The organism is Pseudonocardia abyssalis (assembly GCF_019263705.2).
Classification (GTDB): Bacteria; Actinomycetota; Actinomycetes; order Mycobacteriales; family Pseudonocardiaceae; genus Pseudonocardia; species Pseudonocardia abyssalis.
In genome coordinates, this window is sequence record NZ_JADQDK010000001.1 from 950833 (window position 1) to 972237 (window position 21405).

Genomic DNA, 21405 nt, shown 5'->3' on the forward strand with positions numbered 1-21405 from the left:
GGGTAGGCCGCAAGGCGAGGCTCACCTATGGTGAGCGCAGCACAGCATTCGGCCCCCGAGGAGACCCCATTGAGCACGGTGACGCCCGTGCCCGCCACGGCCACCGGACGCCCCCCCGGCCCGCGGCGCTCCCTGCGCGGGCGCCGGCTGGTCGGGCTCGCGCTCCTGCTGGTGGCACTGGTCGCCGGTGCACTGCTCAGCGTGGCCGTCGGGGCGAAGCCGATCCCGCTGGACGTCGTCTGGGACGCCCTGGTCCGGCCCGACCTCACCCTGGAGGACCACATCGTGGTGCGCTCGCTGCGCATCCCGCGCACGGTCCTCGGGCTGGTCGCCGGGGCCGCGCTCGGGCTGTCCGGCGCGCTGATCCAGGGCCACACCCGCAACCCGCTGGCCGATCCCGGGCTCCTCGGGATCAACGCGGGCGCCGCATTCCTGGTCGTCCTCGGGATCTACGTGTTCAGCGTCACCGACCCCCTCGGCTACGTCTGGTTCGCCTTCGCCGGCGCCGCCGCGGCGAGCGTCGCCGTGTTCGTCCTCGGCTCGGTCGGGCGCGGTGGGGCGACCCCGGTGACGCTCGCGCTCGCCGGGTCCGCGATCAGTGCCCTGCTGGGGGCACTCACGTCCGCGGTGATCCTCATCGACGTCGCCGCCCTCGACGCGTACCGGTTCTGGGCCGTCGGATCACTGGCCGGTCGCGACGGCGAAGTGCTGACGAACGTCGTCTGGTTCCTGGCGGCGGGCGCGGTGCTGGCGCTGGCCTCGGCCCCCGCCCTGAACGCGCTGTCACTCGGTGACGACGTGGCGCGGTCGCTGGGCCACTCGGTGAGGCGCACGCGGATCCTCGGAACCGTCGCGATCACCCTGCTCGCGGGCGGTGCCACCGCGGCGTGCGGGCCGATCGCGTTCGTCGGGCTGGTCGTGCCGCACATCGTGCGCACGTTCACCGGTCCCGACTACCGCTGGCTGCTGCCGGCGTCGGCACTGTCCGGTTCGGTGCTGCTGCTCGTCGGCGACGTCCTCGGCCGCGTGCTGGTGCGGCCCGGGGAGCTCCAGGTCGGGATCGTCCTGGCCCTGGTGGGCGCACCCTTCTTCATCTACCTGGTGCGCCGGCGGAAGATGGTGGACATCTGATGGCCGTCCTCACGAAGCGCGCCCCGGAGCCCCCGGCGAAGGTCCCCGGTCGCCCGGCCCTGCGCCGCGGCCGGTTCTCCGTGGTCTGGCGTCCGCGCACCGTGGTGGTGCTGGCCCTCACCGCACTCGTCCTGTTCGTGGGGCTGGTCGTCAACATCGGCCGGGGCGACTTCCCGATCAGCATCGGCGAGGTCGTGGCCGTCCTGTTCGGTGGCGGTGACCGCGGGCAGCGGTTCATCGTCCTCGACCTGCGCCTGCCCCAGTCGCTCACCGGCGCGCTCGTCGGCGGCGCGCTCGCCGTGTCGGGCGCGATCACCCAGGCCATCGCCCGCAACCCGCTGGCCAGCCCCGACATCATCGGCATCACGATGGGCGCCAGTGCCACCGCGGTGTTCGTCATCGTGATCGGCGGCGGGTTCGGCGCCGTCGGCGGCTTCCTCACCGCGGCCGGCCTGCCGATCGCGGCCCTGATCGGCGGGCTGCTCACCGCGTTCGTCATCCACGGGCTGTCCTGGCGCCGCGGGATCCAGGGCTTCCGGCTCGTGCTCGTCGGCATCGGGATCAACGCGATGCTGCTGGCGATCGTGCAGTGGCTGCTCGTCGTCGCCGAGATCCACGAGGCGGCGCGCGCCACGGTCTGGCTCACCGGCAGCCTCAACGCCCGCGGCTGGGAGCACGTCATCCCGGTCGGGCTCGCGCTGGTGGTCCTGGTGCCCGCGGCGCTGGTGCTCGCCCACGGGCTCGGCGCGCTCCAGTTCGGCGACGACACCGCCCGCGGCCTGGGCATGCGCGTCGACCACGCCCGGTCGTGGCTCCTGGTCGTCGCGGTCGGGCTGGCCGCCGTCGCCACCGCGTCGGCCGGGCCGATCGCGTTCGTCGCGCTGGTCGCCCCGCAGATCGCGCAGCGCCTGGTCGGGTCGGCCCGGCCACCGATCGCCGCGTCGCTGCTGGTGGGGGCCGCGCTGACGGTCCTGTCCGACGTCATCGCACGCACCGCGTTCCCGTCGCCGCTCCCGGTGGGGATCATCACCGCCGTCGTCGGCGCCCCGTACCTGCTGTACCTGCTCGCCCGACACGGCCGGGAGGCCCGCACATGACCGAAGTGGTGACGTCCGTCGACGCGGCCGTGCGGCTGCGCGCGGAGGAGGTCCGGCTCGGCTACGGCGACCGCGTCGTCGTCGACGGGCTCGACCTCGACGTCGTCGCCGGCACGATCACGGCCGTCATCGGGCCCAACGGCTGCGGGAAGTCGACGCTGCTGCGCGCGCTGGGGCGGCTGCTCAAGCCCAGCTCCGGCCAGGTCCTGCTCGACGGCGAGCGGATCGACCGGATGGCCACCCGCGAGGTCGCGACGATCCTCGGGGTGCTGCCGCAGGCCCCGACCGCGCCGGAGGGGCTGACGGTCGCCGACCTCGTCGCCCGCGGGCGGCACCCGCACCAGGCCTGGTACCGGCAGTGGTCCTCCGACGACGAGGACGCCGTGCACCAGGCCCTGGAGTGGACCGGCATCCTCGATCTCGCCGAGCGGCCGGTCGACGAGCTGTCCGGCGGCCAGCGCCAGCGCGCGTGGATCTCGATGGCCCTGGCCCAGGGCACCGACCTGCTGCTGCTCGACGAGCCCACGACGTTCCTCGACCTCGCCCACCAGGTCGACGTCCTGGAGCTGGTGCGGCGGCTGCACCTCGAGGCCGGCCGCACCGTCGTCATGGTCCTGCACGACCTCAACCTCGCCGCCCGCTACGCCGACCGGCTCGTCGCCATGCGCGACGGGCGGATCGTCGTCTCGGGCACCCCCCACGAGGTGATCACCGAGGACCTCCTCCTCGAGGTGTTCGGGCTCGACGCACGCGTGATCGCCGATCCGGTCGCCGGGACACCGCTGGTGGTGCCGGTCGGGGCCCGACCGGTCGGCTGACGCCGCCGCCCGCCGGTCGCGCGTCGCGACCGGGTTCGACGCGGGATCCGACCTCCTGTGCCACGATGGCGCGGCGCCGCGACGTGCGCCGATCGTCTGAGGAGGGGGATCCTGACGATGCTCGACCAGGACGGGCCCTGGACCGAGGAGGCCTACCTCGCGCTGCCCCGCGACCGGCGGATCGAGCTGGTCGACGGCAGCCTGCTGGTGGCCCCGACCACCGACGACCGCCACGCCGCGGCCGTCGCCGCCGTCCGGGACGCGGTGGAGAAGGTGCTGCCCGAGGGGCTGGAGGTCACCGGACCGGTCGCGCTGCGCCTGTGCCCGGGGCGCATCCTCGTCCCCGACCTGGTGGTCGCCGCCCGCACCGACGAGACCCCCGACGTGCGTGACGGGTCCGTCGCGCTGGTCGTGATCGACGTCGTCGGCTCCGGCAACGGGGTCGCCGACCGCTGGTTCAAGCCCCAGCTCTACGCGGGCAGCCGCATCCCCTACGCCCTGCTCGTCGACCACGACGCCCCCTTCGCCGTCGCCACGATGCTGATCGGCGGCCGGTACCACGAGTACGCCCAGGCGGGGGCGGGGGAGACCTTCGCCCTGGAGGAGCCGTTCGGACTGGAGCTGGACCTCTCCACGCTGTCCACGCCCGTCCCGTCCGCGTCCACGCCCCCCGGATCGGGCGACGCCCGGCCGGTCGCGGACGACACGACCGACCCCGCCGACGACGACACGGTTCCCGAGCTCATGTCCGGCGGCGGCACCGCGCCCGATCACGGCACCGCGCCCGATCACGGCACCGCGCCCGACATCGTGGTGCCGGACGAGGAACCCGACGGCGACCACCGCCTGCGCGCCTGATCCCCGGTCCCGCGCTCCGCGCACCGTCCCGCGTCCTGCGCACCGTCCCGCGTCCTGCGCACCGCCGGACGTGCGCGGATCGCCGGCAGGTGCGCGGAACCGGACCGGGCGGCCGGTGATCGCCGCCCGCCGCACGTCAGCGGCCCCGGCGGTCCCTCTAGGGTGGGGATCATGGTCAGTACCGCGCGCTCGACGTTCCGGGTGCCCGCCGAGCCCGACCTCGCGGAGATCGACCCGCGGGGAAGGCCGGTCGGCCCGAAGGACAAGTCGGCGGCCGCCGAGGCGATGGCCGACCTGGCCACCGTGCTCGACGAGCGCCAGGAGGCGCTCTACGCCGAGGCCGTCGGTGGTGGCACCCGCGCGGTGCTGCTCGTGCTGCAGGGCATGGACACCTCCGGCAAGGGCGGGGTCATCCGGCACGTCGCCGGGCTGGTCAACCCGCAGGGCCTGATGATCTCCTCGTTCAAGAAGCCCACGGCGGAGGAGCGGTCCCACCACTTCCTGTGGCGGGTGCGTCCGAAGGTGCCCGCGCCGGGGCAGATCGGGGTGTTCGACCGGTCGCACTACGAGGACGTCCTCATCGCCCGGGTCGACTCGCTGGTCCCCGAGGACGTCTGGCGCGGCCGCTACGCCGAGATCACCGCGTTCGAGTCCGAGCTCGCGGAGCAGGGCGTCACCCTCGTGAAGTGCATGCTGCACATCTCGCCGGAGGAGCAGGCCGAGCGGCTGCTCGCCCGCCTGGACGACCCGGCGAAGGTGTGGAAGTACAACACCGGCGACCTCGACTCCCGCGCGAAGTGGGCCGCCTACCGGCAGGCCTACACCGACGCGCTGCGCGGGACCGACTCCGACGCCGCGCCCTGGTACGTCGTGCCCTCGGACCGCAAGTGGTACCGGAACTGGGCGATCGCGTCGATCCTCGCGGAGACGCTCACCGAGCTCGACCCGCGCTTCCCGACCGCCTCCGTGGACGTGGAGAACGAGCGCGCCCGGATCCGTGCGAGCGTGGTGGCATGAAGCGCCCCGCGATCGCCCTCGCCACCACCCTCGCCGCGCTGAGCGTGCTCGCCGGCTGCAGCACGGCCGCCGCTCCCGCGCCCGCCTCCACACCGTCGGCCGCGCCGGCCCCCACCGGTGCCGCACCCGCCACGCCCGAGGACGTCGTCTGCGCGGACTACACCGACTCGCAGTCGATCGTCCGGCAGGCCGCCGACGCGATGAACCGGATGCCGGTGCTCCCGGCCGGGGTCGCGGTGCTCCTGCTCGGCGCGCGCGAGGTGGCCACCACCGGCGGCGTCACCGACCCGGCGATCGTCGCCGCCCAGACCGAGCTCGTCGCGGCCATCGACGACCTCGACGCGCAGGGGCGCGCGCTGCTCGGCCCCGACGGCAACGCCGCCCAGGACGCCGTGCAGCTCGACGCGACGCGGATCGTCGCGGCCGTCACCGAGATCGAGCGGGTCTGCGGCGCGCGCTGACCCGGCTCAGCCGATCAGGGACCGGCCGATGATCTCCTTCATGATCTCGTTCGTGCCGCCGTAGATCGACTGCACGCGCGAGTCGACGAACGCCTTCGCGATCGGGTACTCGAGCATGTAGCCGTAGCCGCCGTGCAGCTGCACGCAGCGGTCGACCACGCGCTTGAGCACGTCGGAGGCCCACCACTTGGCCTTCGCGGCGTCGGAGATCGACAGCTCGCCCTCGACGTGCTGCCGGATGCAGCGGTCGACGAACACCTGGGTCACCGTGACCTCGGTGTCCATCTCGGCCAGCTCGAAGCGGGTGTTCTGGAACGCCGAGACGGGCTTGCCGAACGCCTTGCGCTCCTTGACGTAGTCGAGCGTCAGCTCCAGGGCCTGCGCGGCGCCCGCGATCGAGCCGACGGCGATCGACAGGCGCTCCTGCGCGAGGTTCTGCATGAGGTAGATGAACCCCTGCCCCTCCTCGCCGAGCAGGTTCTCCGCGGGCACGCGGACGTCGGTGAACGACAGCTCCGCGGTGTCCTGGGCCTTCATACCGACCTTCTTGAGGTTGCGGCCGCGCTCGAAGCCCGCCATCCCGCGCTCGACGACGAGCAGGCTGAACCCGCGCGCCCCGGCCTCGGGGTCGGTCTTCGCCACGACGATCACCAGGTCGGACAGGATGCCGTTGGTGATGAACGTCTTGGCGCCGTTGAGCAGCCAGCTGCCGTCGTCCTGCTTCCTCGCGGTGCTCGCGATGCCCTGCAGGTCGCTGCCGGTGCCGGGCTCGGTCATCGCGATCGCGGTGATGATCTCACCGGAGCAGAACCCGGGGAGCCAGCGCTTCTTCTGCTCGTCGGTGGCGAGGCGGAGCAGGTAGGGCGCGATCACGTCGTTCTGCAGCGGGAAGCCCAGGCCCGAGGTGCCGGCGCGGGAGATCTCCTCGGTGATGATGCAGTTGTAGCGGAAGTCCTCGACGCCGCCGCCGCCGAACTCCTCGGGCACGTCGGTGCCGAGCAGGCCGGTGGCGCCCGCGGCCTTCCACACCGCGCGGTCGACGTGGCCGTCGGCCTCCCACTGGTCGTGGTGGGGGAGCACCTCCTTGGTCAGGAAGGTCCGGACGGTGTCGCGGAACGCGTCGTGGTCGGCGTCGAAGAGGTCGCGCTGCATGTCCCGCAGTCTCACATACCCGCCGGTAACCGGGAACGGCTCGCCTGTGCCGACGGCGGCCCGCGCGGGCCGCGGATAGGCTCGTCACGTGAGCCTGGTCGACCGGATCCCCGCCGTGGCGCTGAACGTCGTCGACAAGGCGGTCCGTGGCGGGGTCGCCGACCTGCGGCGGATGCCCCGCGACGCGATCACCGGCTCCCCGGCCGCCACGCTGTACCGCTACCGCCCGCTGGCCGGCGTGCCCCTGCTCGACGCCCCGCCGGTGCTGCTCGTGCCACCGCTGGGCGCCCCCGACTTCGCCTACGACCTGCGCCGCGGATGCTCGCTGGTGCAGCACCTGCTGGCCGCCGGCCGCACCGTGTTCCTCGTCGACTACGGCCCCATCCGCTTCGCCGACCGCGCGCTGGGCATGGAGCACTGGGTCGACGACGTGGTGCCCCGGGCGGTCCGCGACACGTGCGCGGAGACCGGGGCCGACGGCGTCGACCTGCTGGGGTGGTCGCTCGGCGGGATCTTCTGCCTGCTCGCCACCGCCGCCGACGTGACGCTGCCGATCCACACCCTGTCGGTGATCGGCAGCCCGATCGACATCGCCGCGGTGCCGCTGGTGGCTCCGCTGCGCCCGCTCGCGGCCGTCACCGGTGGGCTCGGTCTCTCCGCGGTGTACCAGGCCATCGGCAGCTTCCCGGCCCCGCTGGTGAGCTGGGCGTTCCAGCTGACGGCGGTCGACCGGCTGGTCACCAAGCCGTTGACGATCCTCTCGCGGCTCGACGACCGCGACTGTCTGGCCCAGATCGAGGCCGTCGACCACATGATGACGCACATGCACGGCTACCCCGGCCGCGTGTTCGGGCAGATCTACCACCTGCTGCTGCGCAGCAACGACCTCGCCGACGGCACCCTCGACCTCGCCGGGCGGACCATCGCGCTCAAGGAGATCGACGTGCCGGTGCTGGTCGTCGGCGGGGAGAGCGACGTGATCGCGCCGCTGGCGGCCGTCGAGCGGGTGGCCGACCTGCTCACCGGCGCTCCGGACGTGCGGTTCGAGAGCGCACCCGGCGGCCACCTCGGCGTCCTCACCGGCCGGCGCGCCCGCACGTCGACCTGGGTGTACCTCGACGAGTTCCTGACCGAGCACGCCTGAGTCGCGCCGGCCCGTTCGGGGTACAACGGGGGCATGCGCCATCTCGACATCGCCACCGCCAAGCCCTACTCCGTGATCGGCCTGGGCACGTGGCAGTTCGGCTCCCGGGAATGGGGCTACGGCACCGACTACGCCGACGGCGAGGCAGCGAAGATCGTCGCACGGGCGCGGGAGCTGGGGATCACGGTGTTCGACACCGCCGAGGTCTACGGCTTCGGGCGCAGCGAGCGGATCCTCGGGCAGGCACTGGCGGACTCCGGCGGCACCGACGACGTCGTCGTGGCGTCGAAGGTCTTCCCGGTCATGCCGACGGCCGCGATCGTGCAGCAGCGCGGGGTGGCGAGCGCACAGCGGCTCGGCGTGCAGCAGATCGACCTCTACCAGGTGCACCAGCCCAACCCGGTCGTCGGCGACGCCACGACGATGCGCGGGATGCAGGCGCTGCGCGACGTCGGCGTGATCGACGAGGTGGGGGTCTCGAACTACTCCCTCAAGCGCTGGCAGCGGGCCGAGGGGGCGCGCGGCGGGCAGCGGATCCTGTCCAACCAGGTGCAGTTCAGCCTGGTCTCTCGAGACCCGATGGCCGAGATGCTGCCGTGGGCGCAGCGCACCGGCCACATCGTGATGGCCTACAGCCCGCTCGCCCAGGGCCTGCTGTCGGGCCGCTACGGCGCCGACCACCGCCCGACGGGCGGGATCCGGGCGACCAACGCGATGTTCCTGCCCGAGAACATGACGGCCGCCGCGCCGCTGCTCGACCTGCTGCGCGACGTCGCATCGGCCCACGACGCCACGCCCGCCCAGATCGCGCTGGCGTGGCTGGTGTACTTCCCGAACGTCGTCGCGATCCCGGGGGCGTCGAGCGTCGCCCAGGTGGAGCGGAACGCGGCGGCCGCCGACATCGTCCTGACCGGGTCCGAGCACGGGGCGCTGACCGCCGCCGCGGAGGCGTTCCACCCGACGACCGGCCTCTCGGCCCTGCCCGGACTGGTGCGGGCCCGCCGCTGACCCCTTGACGCAACTGATCGGTTGCCATACGTTTCATGGCAACCGATCAGTTGCTATCTGCGGAGGCAGTCATGGGGTTCCCCGACCGGATCGAACGGGTCGTCGAGATCGACCGGCCACCGGCCGCGGTGTGGACCGCGCTCACCTCGGCCGACGGGCTCGCCGCCTGGTTCGGTCAGCGGGCCGCGATCGACCTGCGCCCCGGCGGCACCGCGAGCATGAGCTGGGACGGTGGGCACGGCGTCGAGATGCGGGTGGAACGGGTGGAGGAGCCGAGCGTCTTCGCCTTCACCTGGCCGCTGGAGCACCTGCCCGCCGACGACCCGCGCCGCACCTACGTCGAGTTCACCCTGGAGCCGACCGACGGCGGCACGCGGCTGACCGTCGTCGAGACCGGGTTCGCCCAGCTCCCGGACGCCGAGCACCGCATCGAGCACGACAGCCACGTCCAGGGCTGGGCGAGCGAGCTGGGTGAGCTGGTCGAGCACCTCCGTGCCGCCTGACCCCGATCTCGAGGCGACCGCCGAGCAGGTCTTCGTCGCCCTCGCCGACCCGAGCCGCCGGGCCGTGCTGGCCGCGCTCGCAGGGTACGGCCCCGCCACGGCGACCGACCTGGCCGGGCGGCTGCCGATCACGCGGCAGGCGATCGCCAAGCACCTGGCCCTGCTGGCCGGGGCCGGGCTCGTCGCGGCCGAGCCGGGGGAGCGCCGCCGCGTCCGCTACCGCCTGCGCTCCGCCCCGATGCGGGTCGCGCAGCAGTTCCTCGCCGCGCTGGCCCGTGACTGGGACGGCCGGCTCGACGCACTGACCGACCACCTGACGAGCGAAGGAACCGATCATGAGTGAGCTGCCCGCGGTGACCGACCGCGCCACCTGGCAGGCCGAACTCGACGCCCTGCTGGTGCGCGAGAAGTCCCACACCCGCGCCGGCGACGCGATCGCCGCGGCCCGCCGCCGCCTGCCGATGGTGGAGGTCGACGCCGGCCTCAGCCTCACCGGCCCGGACGGGCCCGTGCCGCTGGCGGAGGTGTTCGAGGGCCGGAGCCAGCTGATCGCCTACTTCCAGATGTGGCACGACGACACCCCCGCGGCCGGGCAGTGCGTGGGCTGCACGTTCTTCAACGGGCAGGTCCGCGAGCTGTCGTACCTGCACGCCTGCGACGTCACCTACGCCACGTTCTGCCACGGGCCCTACGCCGAGAGCGTCCGCTACCGCGACTTCATGGGCTGGGACGTGCCCTGGTACTCGGTGCGCGACGCCGCCGGGGCGCTGCACGCCGGCCGATGGGAGGTCCTGATGGTCTGCTACCTGCGCGTCGGCGACCGGGTGTTCGAGACCTACCGGACCGGTGGTCGCGGCATCGAGGTGATGGCGCCGACGCTCGCGCTGCTGGACATGACCGCCCTCGGCCGGCAGGAGACCTGGCAGGACTCACCGTCGGGGCGTCCGCAACGGTGGGATGCGTCCACAGGAGAGCAGTTGCGCGTCGGTGGACGGCCCACCGCGCAGTGGCCGCGCGTGGCCGCCGGGTACCGCGACGACCTCGTCGTCACTCCGATGTGACGAATCAGCCCACATCAACGGGGTGGGCAGTGCGGCACCGGGGTACTAGCGTCGCTCGACATGAGCGCCGGGCTGCACGTCACCTCCCCGCCCACCGTCCCCCGCGCCGTGCACGACGCCGCCGTCGCCGAGCTCGTACGGCAGTACCGGGCCGTGCCGCCGGGGGAGCGGGTGCGTCTGGGCAAGCGCACGTCGAACCTGTTCCGGTTCGGTACCGCCGGTGCCGACGACCGCAGGCTCGACACGTCCGCGTTCACCGGGGTGATCGAGGTCGACCCCGTCGCGCGCACCGCGCAGGTGCAGGGCATGACCACCTACGAGCACCTCGTCGACGTCACGCTCGCGCACGGCCTGATGCCGCTGGTCGTCCCGCAGCTCAAGACGATCACCCTGGGTGGGGCCGTGACGGGGCTGGGGATCGAGTCGACGTCGTTCCGGCACGGGCTGCCGCACGAGTCGGTGCGCGAGATGGACGTGCTGCTGCCGAGCGGGGAGCTGGTCACCGCGCGGCCCGACGGCGAGCACGCCGACCTGTTCGCCGGGTTCGCCAACTCCTACGCCACGCTCGGCTACGCGCTGCGCCTCGAGATCGACCTGCTGCCCGTCATGCCCTACGTGCGGCTGGAGCACCACCGGGTGCCGACGGGGAAGCTCGTCGAGGCGATCGAGGAGGCGTGCTCCGGGCCCGCCGACTTCGTCGACGGCGTCGTGTTCACCCGTGACGAGCAGTACCTGACGCTGGCGTACCTGACCGAGGACCCCGGCCCCGGAGTCAGCGACTACACCGGCCAGCAGGTGTTCTACAAGTCCGTGCGCGAGCGCACCGTCGACCACCTGACGATCCACGACTACCTGTGGCGCTGGGACACCGACTGGTTCTGGTGCTCCGCGGCGCTCGGGGCGCAGCACCCGCTGGTCCGGCGCGTGTGGCCGGGCCGCCTCCGCCGGTCCGACGTGTACCGCCGGATCGTCGCGCTCGACCGCCGCACGCGCTTCTCCTCCCGGATCCGCAGCCTGCTTCGGCAGCCCCAGGAGGAGCCGGTGATCCAGGACGTCGAGATCCCGGTGGGGCGGCTGCCCGAGTTCCTCGACGCGTTCCAGCGCGACGTCGGCATCGAGCCGGTGTGGCTGTGCCCGCTGAGGCTGCGCGTCATGGAGGACGGATCGAGCCGCACCTGGCCGCTGTACCCGATGCAGCCCCACGAGCTGTACGTCAACGTGGGGTTCTGGTCGACGGTGCCCGAGGTCCCGGGCGACCCGGAGGGCCACAACAGACGCGTGGAGGGGCTGGTCGCCGAGCTCGGCGGCCACAAGTCGCTGTACTCCACGGTGCACTACGACGAGCCTGAGTTCTGGCAGCACTACAACGGGCCCGCCTACCGGACGCTCAAGGATCGCTACGACCCGGACGGCAGGCTGCCCGACCTCTACACCAAGGTCACGGGGAGGCCATGATGCAGGTCGCAGAGATCATCTCGAGTGTCCTCGGTGCCGACGTACCGGTGCGGATCATCGGCTACGACGGCAGCAAGGCGGGGCCCGACAGCGCCGAGGCGGCGATCCGGATCACCTCACCGCGGGCGATGGCCCGGCTGGTGACGGCACCGGGCACGCTCGGGCTCGCGCGCGGGTACGTCACGGGGGAGATCGAGGTCGAGGGCGAGCTCTACGGGATCCTCGCCGCGATGCCGGACGTGATCCTGCACGACATCTCGCGCGCCCAGCGGGTGAAGCTGGCGCGCCAGCTCGTGCCGGTGTGGCTCAAGCACCGGATGCCGCCGCCGGAGTTCGAGTTCGTCCCGCCGGGCCGGCTGCACTCCAGGGCGCGCGACCGCAAGGTCATCTCGCACCACTACGACGTCTCCAACACCTTCTACGAGTGGGTGCTCGGCCCGTCGATGGCCTACACCTGCGCGGTCTACCCGACCGCCACGGCGACCCTCGAGGAGGCGCAGGCAGAAAAGCACGAGCTGGTGTCGCAGAAGCTCGCGCTGGCACCGGGCATGCGCCTGCTCGACGTCGGCTGCGGCTGGGGCGGCATGGTCATGCACGCGGCAGCGGAGCACGGCGTCAAGGCGCTCGGGGTGACGCTGTCGGCGAACCAGGCCGCGTGGGCGCAGGCCGAGATCACCCGCCGTGGTCTCGACGACCTCGCCGAGGTGCGCCACGTCGACTACCGCGACGCCCCGGAGACCGAGTTCGACGCGATCAGCTCGATCGGGCTCACCGAGCACATCGGGCGCGCGCAGCTGCCGAGCTACTTCGCCTCGCTGCACGCGCGCCTCAAGCCCGGCGGACGGCTGCTCAACCACTGCATCACCGAGTCGCGCACGCCCGCCCGCCGGCTCGACCCCTTCATCGGCCGCTACATCTTCCCCGACGGCGAGCTGCACACCGTCGGCCACGTGATCGGCACGATGAACGACGCCGGGTTCGAGATCCGCCACGAGGAGAACTTCCGCGAGCACTACGCGCGGACGCTGCACGGGTGGGGCGACAACCTGGAGGCGCACTGGGACGAGGCCGTCGCGGAGGTCGGCATCGGCAAGGCGAAGGTGTGGCGGCTCTACATGGCCGCGTGCCGGCTCGGGTTCGAGCGCGACAACATCCAGCTGCACCAGGTGCTCGGGGAGCGGGTGCACGGGGACGGCCGTTCCGGCTTCCCGCTGCGGGGGTGGTAGGACTCCTCCGTGCCCGACCGACTCTCACCGCTGGACGCGTCGTTCCTCTACGCCGAGCACGACACGACGGCGATGCACGTCGGCGGGGTGATGACGTTCGAGCCCCGTGAGGGGTTCGACGTCGATGCGCTCGTCGCGCTGATCGGGCGACGGCTCGGGCTGGTGCCGCGCTACCGCCAGAAGGTGCGCGAGGTGCCGGGCCGGCTCGGGCTGCCGGTGTGGGTCGACGACCCTGAGTTCGACCTCGCCTACCACGTCCGGCGCTCCGCGCTCGCCGCGCCGGGCACCGAGGAGGTCCTGCACGAGCTGGTCGGGCGGCTGCTGTCGCGCCGGCTCGACCGCTCGCGCCCGCTGTGGGAGATCTACCTGGTCGAGGGCCTGGCCGACGGGCGGCTCGCGGTGGTCACGAAGACCCACCACGCGATGGTCGACGGGCTCGCGTCCGTCGACATCGGGGCGGTGCTGCTCGACCTCACCCCCGAACCCCGGGAGACCCCCGACGACGAGTGGCGGCCCGCGCGCGAGCCGTGGGGCCTGGAGCTGGCGGCGTCGGCGGTGCTCGACACCATGCGCCGCCCGCAGCTCGCCCTCGACGTGACCGGCCGGATCCTCGGCGACGTCCGCTACGCCGCCACCGCGGTCGGGCGCACGGTCGAGGCCGCGCTCGACACCGGGCGCACCGCAGCCCGCACCCGTCCGGTGCACCCGCTCAACGCCGTCACCGGGTCGCAGCGCCGCTACGGCACCGCGCGCACCCCGCTCGCCGAGCACCGCGCCGTCCGCAGGGCGCACGGCGGAACCGTCAACGACGTGGTGCTCGCCGTCGTCGCCGGGGGGCTGCGACGCTGGATGATCAGCCGCGGTGAGCCGCTGACCCACCACACGACCGTCCGCGCGCTGGTGCCGGTCTCGGTGCGGGCGCGGTCCGGCGCCTCGGGGTCGGGTGCGGGCAACAGCATCTCCGCGTACTTCGTCGACCTGCCGGTGGCCGAGGAGGACCCGGTGGCCCGGCTCGCCGCGGTCCGCGGGGCGATGGAGGCGCACAAGCGCGGCGGGCGCGCCGTCGGAGCCGCCCGGCTGATCGGGCTCGTGGGACTCGCCCCGCCGGTCGTGCACAGCCTCGCCGCGCGGCTGACCAGCCAGTACTCCAGCCGGCTCTACAACGTGCTGATCACGAACGTGCCCGGCCCGCCCCGCCCGCTCTACGCGCTGGGCGCGCGGATGGCCGACATGTTCCCGGTGGTCCCGCTGGCCGGCGGGCAGGCCGTCGCGATCGGGGTGACGTCCTACGACGGGGCGATGCACTACGGGCTCACCGCCGACCGCGACGCGATGCCGGACGTCGCCGTGCTCGCCGCCGCACTGCGCGACTCACTCGCCGAACTGGTCGCGACCATCCCCTGACGGACCAGTCGGCTGCCGCCGTTCGGAGCACGGCATAGTGCGTGGATGGACATCGACGTTCACCCGCTCGGCGCCACCGACCTGGACGTCGCCGACGAGATCTTCCGGGACGCCTTCGGCACGTTCCTCGGATCCGACGTGTTCGGCGACACCGACCTGCTGCGCACCCGGTTCCGCGCGGGGCACACCACCGTCCTCGGGGCGTACCACGGCAGCGACCTGGTGGGGTCGAACGTGGTCTCGCGCTGGGGCGACGTCGGCTGGTTCGGGCCGCTCTCGGTCGCCCCGAAGCTGTGGGACGCCGGCGTCGGGTCGCGGCTGATGGTGGCCACGATGGAGGTGTTCGCCGACTGGGGCGTGACGCACCAGGGCCTGTTCACCTTCGCGCACAGCCCCCGCCACCACGGGCTCTACCAGAAGTTCGGCTTCTGGCCGAGGTTCCTCACCGCGATCATGTCGCGGCAGGTGACCGGCTCGGAGCCACCCGCAGGGCGGCTGCTCTCGGCGGCCGAGGACCGGGCCGCGGCCGTCGCGGGGTGCCTCGCGGTGACCGACGCACTGCACGCGGGCCTGGACGTCACGGGCGAGATCGGGTCCGTGCTCGACCAGGGGCTCGGCGACGTCGTGCTGGTCGGCGACCCCGACGCACCCTCCGGGCTCGCCGTCTGCCACACCGGCGCGGGCTCGGAGGCCGGCACCGGGATCGCGTTCGTCAAGTTCGCCGCGGTCACGCCCGGCCCGCAGGCCCGCGACGCGTTCGACAGCCTGCTGGCCGCGTGCCAGGGCTGGGCGGCCGCGGCGGGGGCCCGGCGGCTGGTGGCGGGCGTCAACACCGGCCGGCACGACGCCTACCGCCACCTGCTCGCGAGCGGCTTCCGCACGGACACCCCCGGCGTCACGATGCACCGCCCGAACGGTCCCGGTTACGACCGCCCGGACGCCTACGTCCTCGACGACTGGCGCTGACACGCCGCGGCGCCGCCGGGTCAGCGGTTATCGCGCACCCAGTCGAGCATGCCGGGGACCGCGGCCCGGATCATCGCCAGCACGTCGGCGAACCCGTCGGCCTCGCCGTAGTAGGGGTCGGGGACCTCGGCGCCCTCCGGGGCGGCCGGGTCGAACGAGCGCAGGAGGCGGACGCGGTCGGGCTCGGGGACCATCCGCTGCAGCGCCCGCAGGTGCGTCCGGTCGAGCGCGACGAGCAGCTCCGCGCCCAGCTGCTCGGCGTCGACCTGGCGGGCGGCGTGCCCGTCGGGGTAGCCCTCCGCGCGCAGCAGGGCGGCGGCGCGGTCGTCGGCGGGGGCGCCGACGTGCCAGCCACCGGTGCCCGCGCTGGTGACGGTCACGCCGTCGGAGAGGCCCGCCCGCTCCAGCTCGGCGGCGAAGACCTTCTCGGCGATGGGGGAGCGGCAGATGTTGCCGGTACAGACGAAAACCACATGCACCGCTCCACCGTAGGGTGCGGAACATGGATCACGCCCCGCAGCACGATGGGCTGCGTCACCACGGCGACGTCGACGCCGAGCCGGGGCTGCTGGACTTCGCGGTGAACGTGCAGGGCACGGGCCCGCCGCGCTGGCTGCGCGACCGCATCGCCGCCGTCCTCGACGACCTGGGCCGCTACCCGGGCGCCGCGCACGACCGCGCCGCGCGCGAGGCGGTCGCCGCCCGCCACGGCAGGCGCCCCGACGAGGTGCTGGTCCTCGCGGGCAGCGCCGAGGGGTTCGCGCTGCTCCCCACGCTGCGCCCGCGGCTCGCGGCCGTGCTGCACCCGGGGTTCACCGAGCCCGAGGCCGCGCTGCGCGACGGGGGCGTGCCGGTCACCCGCGTGCTGACCTCCGCCACCGACGGGCACCGGCTGCGTCCCGCCGACGTGCCCGCGGGCGCCGACCTCGTCGTCGTCGGCAACCCGACCAACCCCACCGGCGTCCTGCACCCCGCCGACGACGTGCGGGCACTCGCCGCACCCGGCCGGGTCGTGCTGGTGGACGAGGCGTTCGCCGACGCGGTGCCGGGGGAGACCGAGTCGCTCGCCGGGGAACCGGGGCCGCTGGTGTTCCGCAGCCTCACGAAGACCTGGGCGCTCGCCGGTCTGCGGGCGGGCTACGCCCTCGGTGCTCCCGACCTGCTGGCCCGGCTCGCACGCACCCGGCCGCCGTGGCCGGTGTCGACACCCGCGCTGGAGGCCGTGATCGCCTGCTGCGAGCCCGCCGCGGTCGCGCAGGCGCAGGAGGCGGCGGCCACGCTGGCCCTGCTGCGCGCGGAGCAGGCCGCCGCGTTGTCGGCCGTCGACGGCGTCACGGTCCTGCCCGGGCGCGCGCCCTACCTGCTGCTGCGCCTGCCCGACGGGCACGGCGAGCGGGTACGCGGCGAGCTGCGGGAGGCGGGCATCGCGGTCCGCCGCGGCGACACCTTCCCGGGCCTGGGACCGGACCACATCCGGGTCGCGGTGCGCCCGGCCGCGGCGGTGGCGAGGCTGGTGGCCGCCCTGGAGTGCAGCATGGCCACCTTCACGCAACCGGATGGCGTGAAGGTGGCCATGCTGCGATCGGGAGGGCCCCGGTGACCAGGAGGGATGCAGTAACCGGGAAGGACGCAGCGACCGGGAAGGACGCAGTGACCGGGAAGGACGCAGCGACCGGGAAGGACGCAGTGACCACCGTCGCCGACGTCGTCTCCGCCCTCGAGGCCGCCTACCCGCCCCGCCTCGCCGCCGACTGGGACGCCGTCGGTCTCGTCTGCGGCGACCCGTCCGAATCCGTCACCACCGTGCTGATCGCCGTCGACCCCGTGCCGGAGACCGTCGCCGAGGCCGCCGAGATCGGTGCGCAGCTCCTCGTCACGCACCATCCGCTGCTGCTCAAGGGCGTGCACGGTGTCGGGGCCGACACCCCCAAGGGTGCGCTGGTGCACCGGCTGATCCGCGGCGGTACGGCGCTGTTCACCGCGCACACCAACGCCGACTCCGCCGACCCCGGCGTCTCCGACGCGCTCGCCGCCGCACTGGGCCTGACGGTGGAGGGCCCGCTGGTCGGGGCCCCGCTGCCGCCGCTCGACAAGATCGTCACGTTCATCCCGGTCGGCCCGGCCATCACGACGGTGCACGACGCGCTGTCGGCGGCGGGCGCGGGCAACATCGGCGACTACAGCCACTGCTCGTTCGCCTCCGCCGGCACCGGCCAGTTCAAGCCACTCGACGGCGCGCAGCCGGCGATCGGCCGGGTCGGGCGGCTGGAGCGGGTCGCGGAGACGCGCCTGGAGATGGTGCTGCCGCGGGGGAAGCGGGCCGCGGTCGTCGCGGCGTTGCGGGCCTCGCACCCCTACGAGGAACCGGCGTTCGACCTGCTCGAGCTGGCCGAGATCCCGTCGGCTCTCGGGCTGGGCCGGGTCGGCCGCCTGGCCGAGCCGGAACCGTTGCGCGCCTTCACCGAACGGGTCGCCGCCGCGTTGCCGCCGACCGCGTGGGGCGTGCGCGCCGCGGGCGACCCGGACCGCCTGGTCGAGCGGGTCGCGGTGTGCGGCGGGGCCGGTGACTCGGCGCTCGGCGCGGCGATCGCGGCGGGCGTCGACGTCTACGTCACCGCCGACCTGCGCCACCACCCGGCCTCCGAGCACCTCCTCGCGGGCACCGGCCCGGGGGGACCGACGCCGGCGCTCGTCGACGTCGCCCACTGGGCGTCGGAGTGGCCGTGGTGCGCGCAGGCCGCGGACGTGGTGCGTGCGGCCACGGGCGGTAGCGTCGAGGTCCACGTCTCGGACCGGCGCACCGATCCGTGGACCGTCGCCTCTGGAAGGACCTCCCCATGAAAGCCGAACCCGCCGTCCAGCGGCGGTTGCTCGACCTCGCCGGCGTCGACACCGAGCTCAACCGCCTCAACCACCGCCGCACCTCGCTGCCCGAGCACGCCGAGCTGACGGCCGCCGAGGCCGCGGTGCGCACCGCCAAGGACGCGGTCGTGGAGGCCGAGACCAACGCGAGCGACCTCGACCGCGACATCCGCCGCATCGAGCGCGACGTCGACGGTGTCCGCACCCGCACGGCGCGCGACAACCAGCTCCTCTCCGGATCCGGCATCGGGGCTAAGCAGGCCTCCGAGCTGCAGCACGAGCTGGAGACCCTGGCCCGGCGGCAGTCGGTGCTGGAGGACGAGCAGCTCGAGATCATGGAGCAGCGCGAGGCGCTGGAGGGCCAGCTCGGCCACGCGCGCGTCACGCTGGAGGCCGCGGAGAAGGAGATCTCCACGATCGTCGAGCGCCGCGACACCGCGCTCACCGACATCGACGCGGGCGAGACCGGTCGCCGCCGGGCCCGCGAGGAGGTCGTCGCGACGCTGCCCGAGGACCTGCTCGCCGCCTACGAGCGCCTGCGCGCCCGCACCGGCACCGGCGCGGCGCTGCTGCTGGCCCGCCGCTGCCAGGCCTGCCGCCTCGACGTCGACCGCACCGCGATCTCCGCGCTCAAGGCCGCCGCGCCCGACGAGGTCGTGCACTGCGAGGAGTGCGGCGTGATCCTGGTCCGCACGCCGGAGTCCGGCCTGTGACGGCGTCGAACTCGTGGACCGGGCAGAAGGGCGAGCCGACGCGCCTGCTGCTGCTGCGCCACGGCCAGACCGAGCTGTCGGTCGACCGCCGCTACTCCGGGCACGGCGACCCCGAGCTCACCGCGCTCGGGCACGCGCAGGCCGCGGGCGCCGCGGTCCGGCTGGGCCGCATCGCCGGTGAGATCGGCGCGATCGTCAGCTCGCCGCTGCGTCGCGCCCGGCAGACCGCCGCCACCGTCGCCGAGGCGACGAACGCGCCGCTGGAGGTGCGCGAGGGGCTGATCGAGACCGACTTCGGCGCCTGGGAGGGCCTGACGTTCGGCGAGGCGAAGCTGCGCGACCCCGAGCTGCACGCGCTGTGGCTGGGCAGCCAGGACGTCTCCCCGCCCGGAGGGGAGAGCTTCGCGGAGGTCTCGGACCGCATCGCGGCCGAGCGCGACGCGATCCTCGCGGCGCACGCGGGCACGACGGTCGTCGTGGTCAGCCACGTGACACCGATCAAGATGCTGCTGCGCGACGCGCTGGGCGCCGGCCCGGAGATCCTCTACCGGATGCACCTGGACCTCGCGGGCCTGTCCGAGGTGGCCTACTACCCCGACGGCGGCACGAGCGTCCGGCTGGTCAACGACACCAGCCACCACCCGGCGGGATGATCGTCGGGTGGTGCACGGCACGCCGGGGGGACCCCGGGGCCTCCATCGGCCTATCGTCTCGTGAACCGCGGAGCGAGAGGGGTGCCGACCATGGCGATCGAGGAACTGTTGGCGCGCTACCAGGCGGGCGGTGGCCGCCTCGCGGCGTCCAACGCCGAGGGACTGCCCGTCCCGCCCGCCCTGCACACCGCCCTGCTGACGTGCATGGACTCCCGCATCGACGTCTTCGCCCTGTTCGGCATGGAGCTCGGTGAGGTGCACGTGCTGCGCAACGCGGGCGGCGTCGTCACCGACGACGTGATCCGCTCGCTGACGATCAGCCAGCGCAAGCTGCACACCCGCGAGATCCTGCTCGTGCAGCACGCGGGATGCGGCCTCACCACGTTCGCCGACGACGACTTCGCCGAGGAGCTCGCCGAGGAGACCGGCATGCGGCCGCCGTGGCGCACGCACGCGTTCCGGGACCCGGTGGTCAGCGTGCGCCGCGACATGGCGCTGCTGCGGCGCGACCCGTTCCTGCTGCCGGGGACGCCGATCCGCGGGTTCGTGCTCGACCTGGAGGACTTCCACCTGCTGGAGGTCCACGAGGAGGGCGAGAACCGGGACGACGCCGTTGCCTGACCCCCGGTGACCGGGGCCGCCCTCGCGGCCCTCGCCCTGCTCGCCGCGGTGCTGGTGTTCGCGCTGGCCTCGCCCCGGGGGCTCCCGGAGGCACTGGTCGCGGTCCCGGCCGCGGGGCTGGCGCTGTCGCTGGGGCTGACGACCCCGGCCGCGGCGCTCGGGGAGATCACCGAGCTCGGTCCGACGATCGCGTTCCTGGCCGCGATCCTGCTGCTCGGGTACCTGGCCGAGGTCGAGGGTGTGTTCGCCTGGCTCGGTGCACGGATGGCGGCGGCCGGACGGGGGAGCCCGCAGCGGCTGCTCGGGCTGATGTTCGCCGCCGCGTCCGTGACGACCGCGGTGCTCAGCCTCGACGCCACCGTCGTCCTGCTGACGCCGGTCGTGCTCGCCACCGCGCGACTGCTCGCGATCCGCGCCCGGCCCCACGTGTACGCGTGCACCCACCTCGCGAACTCCGCGTCGCTGGTGCTGCCGGTGTCGAACCTGACGAACCTGCTCGCGTTCGCCGCGTCCGGGCTGACGTTCCTCGGGTTCGCCGCGCTGATGGCGGTGCCGTGGCTCGTGGTGATCGCCGTCGAGTACGCGGCGTTCCGATGGTGGTTCCGGGCCGACCTGCGGGTCGTGCCGTCCGCCCCGGCACCCGCCCCCGACATCGCGACGCCGGGGTTCGCGCTGGCCGTGCTCGCCGCGACTCTGGTCGGGTTCGGGGTGTCGTCGCTGTTCGGGATCGAGCCGGTGTGGGTCGCGCTCGCCGGGGCCGTCGCGCTGGGGGCCCGCGCACTCGTGACCGGGCGGGCGCGGCCGGTCGCGTTGCTCCGTGCGGCCGATCCGCTGTTCTGCCTGTTCGTCCTCGCGCTGGGCGTCGTCGTCGAGGCGGTGACGGAGAACGGGCTGGGGGCGGTGCTGGCCGGCGTCGTACCGTCGGCGGTCACGCTGCCCGGCCTGCTGGGCCTCGCCGCTGTGGCCGCGGTGCTCGCGAACGTCGTGAACAACATCCCCGCGACGCTGGTGCTCCTCGCAGTCCTCGGCGCCGCCCCGGCACCGGGGCTGGTGCTCGCCGTGCTGATCGGCGTCAACGTCGGGCCGAACCTGACCTACGTCGGCTCGCTCGCGACCCTGCTGTGGCGGCGCGTGCTGTCCGGGACGGAGGCGGCGCCGTCGGTGCGGGAGTTCACCGGGCTCGGGCTGCTGACGGTCCCGCTGGGGCTGGTGGCGGCGGTCCTCGCGCTGTGGGCGGGGCTGCAGGTCGTGTGAC

The 21405-nt window shown here is 73.9% G+C and carries 23 protein-coding genes; 21 read left to right on the forward strand and 2 right to left on the reverse strand.

Annotated elements, in window-relative coordinates; genetic code table 11:
• Nucleotides 1-27: 27 nt before the first annotated feature.
• From I4I81_RS04530 to I4I81_RS04555, 6 genes are all read left to right on the forward strand, one after another.
• Complete coding sequence (locus tag I4I81_RS04530) at nt 28-1131, forward strand: FecCD family ABC transporter permease (RefSeq protein ID WP_218603281.1); 1104 nt, start codon at nt 28-30, stop codon at nt 1129-1131.
• On the forward strand, nt 1131-2228 hold the full coding sequence (locus tag I4I81_RS04535; RefSeq protein ID WP_218603282.1) for a FecCD family ABC transporter permease: 1098 nt from the start codon (nt 1131-1133) through the stop codon (nt 2226-2228). The genes I4I81_RS04530 and I4I81_RS04535 overlap by 1 nt, the downstream gene beginning before the upstream one ends.
• Nucleotides 2225-3046, forward strand: a complete 822-nt coding sequence (locus I4I81_RS04540; protein WP_218603283.1) for an ABC transporter ATP-binding protein — start codon at nt 2225-2227, stop codon at nt 3044-3046. Before I4I81_RS04535 ends, I4I81_RS04540 begins: the two co-directional genes overlap by 4 nt.
• A 117-nt stretch (nt 3047-3163) precedes the next feature.
• A complete protein-coding gene (locus tag I4I81_RS04545) occupies nt 3164-3904 on the forward strand; it encodes a Uma2 family endonuclease (protein ID WP_218603284.1) in 741 nt (246 codons plus the stop codon).
• A 171-nt stretch (nt 3905-4075) separates the two neighbouring features.
• Nucleotides 4076-4921 (forward strand): PPK2 family polyphosphate kinase, encoded by an 846-nt coding sequence (locus I4I81_RS04550; RefSeq protein ID WP_218603285.1) that lies wholly within the window; start codon nt 4076-4078, stop codon nt 4919-4921.
• Nucleotides 4918-5382, forward strand: a complete 465-nt coding sequence (locus I4I81_RS04555; protein ID WP_218603286.1) for a hypothetical protein — start codon at nt 4918-4920, stop codon at nt 5380-5382. The genes I4I81_RS04550 and I4I81_RS04555 overlap by 4 nt, the downstream gene beginning before the upstream one ends.
• Before the next feature lie 6 nt (nt 5383-5388).
• On the opposite strand, the gene I4I81_RS04560 is transcribed toward I4I81_RS04555, so the two are convergent.
• Nucleotides 5389-6534, reverse strand: a complete 1146-nt coding sequence (locus I4I81_RS04560; RefSeq protein ID WP_218603287.1) for an acyl-CoA dehydrogenase family protein — start codon at nt 6532-6534, stop codon at nt 5389-5391.
• Nucleotides 6535-6622: 88 nt separating this feature from the next.
• Between I4I81_RS04560 and I4I81_RS04565 the strand changes: the two genes are divergently transcribed.
• The 9 genes from I4I81_RS04565 to I4I81_RS04605 all read left to right on the forward strand — a co-directional run bounded on the left by I4I81_RS04565 (nt 6623) and on the right by I4I81_RS04605 (nt 15301).
• Nucleotides 6623-7678 carry a polyhydroxyalkanoate synthase family protein gene (locus I4I81_RS04565; RefSeq protein ID WP_226363746.1) on the forward strand — a complete coding sequence of 352 codons (1056 nt, stop codon included), beginning with the start codon at nt 6623-6625 and terminating at the stop codon, nt 7676-7678.
• A 33-nt stretch (nt 7679-7711) separates the two neighbouring features.
• The gene (locus I4I81_RS04570) at nt 7712-8686 is read left to right on the forward strand and encodes an aldo/keto reductase (protein ID WP_218603288.1); all 975 of its coding nucleotides are present in this window, start codon (nt 7712-7714) and stop codon (nt 8684-8686) included.
• Nucleotides 8687-8757: 71 nt separating this feature from the next.
• Nucleotides 8758-9189: an SRPBCC domain-containing protein gene (locus I4I81_RS04575; protein WP_218603289.1), complete on the forward strand. Its 432-nt coding sequence runs from the start codon at nt 8758-8760 to the stop codon at nt 9187-9189.
• Nucleotides 9179-9532 carry an ArsR/SmtB family transcription factor gene (locus I4I81_RS04580; RefSeq protein ID WP_218603290.1) on the forward strand — a complete coding sequence of 118 codons (354 nt, stop codon included), beginning with the start codon at nt 9179-9181 and terminating at the stop codon, nt 9530-9532. The genes I4I81_RS04575 and I4I81_RS04580 overlap by 11 nt, the downstream gene beginning before the upstream one ends.
• A complete protein-coding gene (locus tag I4I81_RS04585) occupies nt 9525-10250 on the forward strand; it encodes a DUF899 family protein (RefSeq protein ID WP_218603291.1) in 726 nt (241 codons plus the stop codon). Before I4I81_RS04580 ends, I4I81_RS04585 begins: the two co-directional genes overlap by 8 nt.
• A gap of 60 nt (nt 10251-10310) precedes the next feature.
• A complete protein-coding gene (locus I4I81_RS04590; protein WP_218615837.1) occupies nt 10311-11705 on the forward strand; it encodes an FAD-binding oxidoreductase in 1395 nt (464 codons plus the stop codon).
• Nucleotides 11705-12931 carry an SAM-dependent methyltransferase gene (locus I4I81_RS04595; protein ID WP_218603295.1) on the forward strand — a complete coding sequence of 409 codons (1227 nt, stop codon included), beginning with the start codon at nt 11705-11707 and terminating at the stop codon, nt 12929-12931. The genes I4I81_RS04590 and I4I81_RS04595 overlap by 1 nt, the downstream gene beginning before the upstream one ends.
• A 9-nt stretch (nt 12932-12940) precedes the next feature.
• Nucleotides 12941-14335, forward strand: a complete 1395-nt coding sequence (locus I4I81_RS04600) for a WS/DGAT/MGAT family O-acyltransferase (RefSeq protein ID WP_218615838.1) — start codon at nt 12941-12943, stop codon at nt 14333-14335.
• Between the two features lie 45 nt (nt 14336-14380).
• The gene (locus I4I81_RS04605; protein ID WP_218605486.1) at nt 14381-15301 is read left to right on the forward strand and encodes a GNAT family N-acetyltransferase; all 921 of its coding nucleotides are present in this window, start codon (nt 14381-14383) and stop codon (nt 15299-15301) included.
• 20 nt (nt 15302-15321) lie between these two features.
• Here I4I81_RS04605 and I4I81_RS04610 read toward each other — a convergent pair whose 3' ends face one another.
• Nucleotides 15322-15780, reverse strand: a complete 459-nt coding sequence (locus tag I4I81_RS04610) for a low molecular weight protein-tyrosine-phosphatase (RefSeq protein ID WP_218605487.1) — start codon at nt 15778-15780, stop codon at nt 15322-15324.
• Between the two features lie 23 nt (nt 15781-15803).
• Between I4I81_RS04610 and cobC the strand changes: the two genes are divergently transcribed.
• The 6 genes from cobC to I4I81_RS04640 all read left to right on the forward strand — a co-directional run bounded on the left by cobC (nt 15804) and on the right by I4I81_RS04640 (nt 21404).
• Entirely contained in the window at nt 15804-16901 is a 1098-nt protein-coding gene (gene cobC, locus I4I81_RS04615) for an Rv2231c family histidinol phosphate aminotransferase CobC (RefSeq protein WP_218605488.1), read from the forward strand.
• A gap of 86 nt (nt 16902-16987) precedes the next feature.
• Nucleotides 16988-18142, forward strand: coding sequence for a Nif3-like dinuclear metal center hexameric protein (locus I4I81_RS04620; RefSeq protein ID WP_218605489.1), 1155 nt, complete (start codon nt 16988-16990; stop codon nt 18140-18142).
• Nucleotides 18139-18876, forward strand: coding sequence for a zinc ribbon domain-containing protein (locus tag I4I81_RS04625; protein WP_225924483.1), 738 nt, complete (start codon nt 18139-18141; stop codon nt 18874-18876). The genes I4I81_RS04620 and I4I81_RS04625 overlap by 4 nt, the downstream gene beginning before the upstream one ends.
• Nucleotides 18873-19529, forward strand: coding sequence for a histidine phosphatase family protein (locus I4I81_RS04630; protein WP_372453677.1), 657 nt, complete (start codon nt 18873-18875; stop codon nt 19527-19529). The genes I4I81_RS04625 and I4I81_RS04630 overlap by 4 nt, the downstream gene beginning before the upstream one ends.
• 90 nt (nt 19530-19619) lie before the next feature.
• Nucleotides 19620-20150, forward strand: coding sequence for a beta-class carbonic anhydrase (locus I4I81_RS04635; RefSeq protein ID WP_218615839.1), 531 nt, complete (start codon nt 19620-19622; stop codon nt 20148-20150).
• 6 nt (nt 20151-20156) lie between these two features.
• The gene (locus I4I81_RS04640; protein ID WP_218603240.1) at nt 20157-21404 is read left to right on the forward strand and encodes an ArsB/NhaD family transporter; all 1248 of its coding nucleotides are present in this window, start codon (nt 20157-20159) and stop codon (nt 21402-21404) included.
• Nucleotide 21405 lies beyond the last annotated feature (1 nt).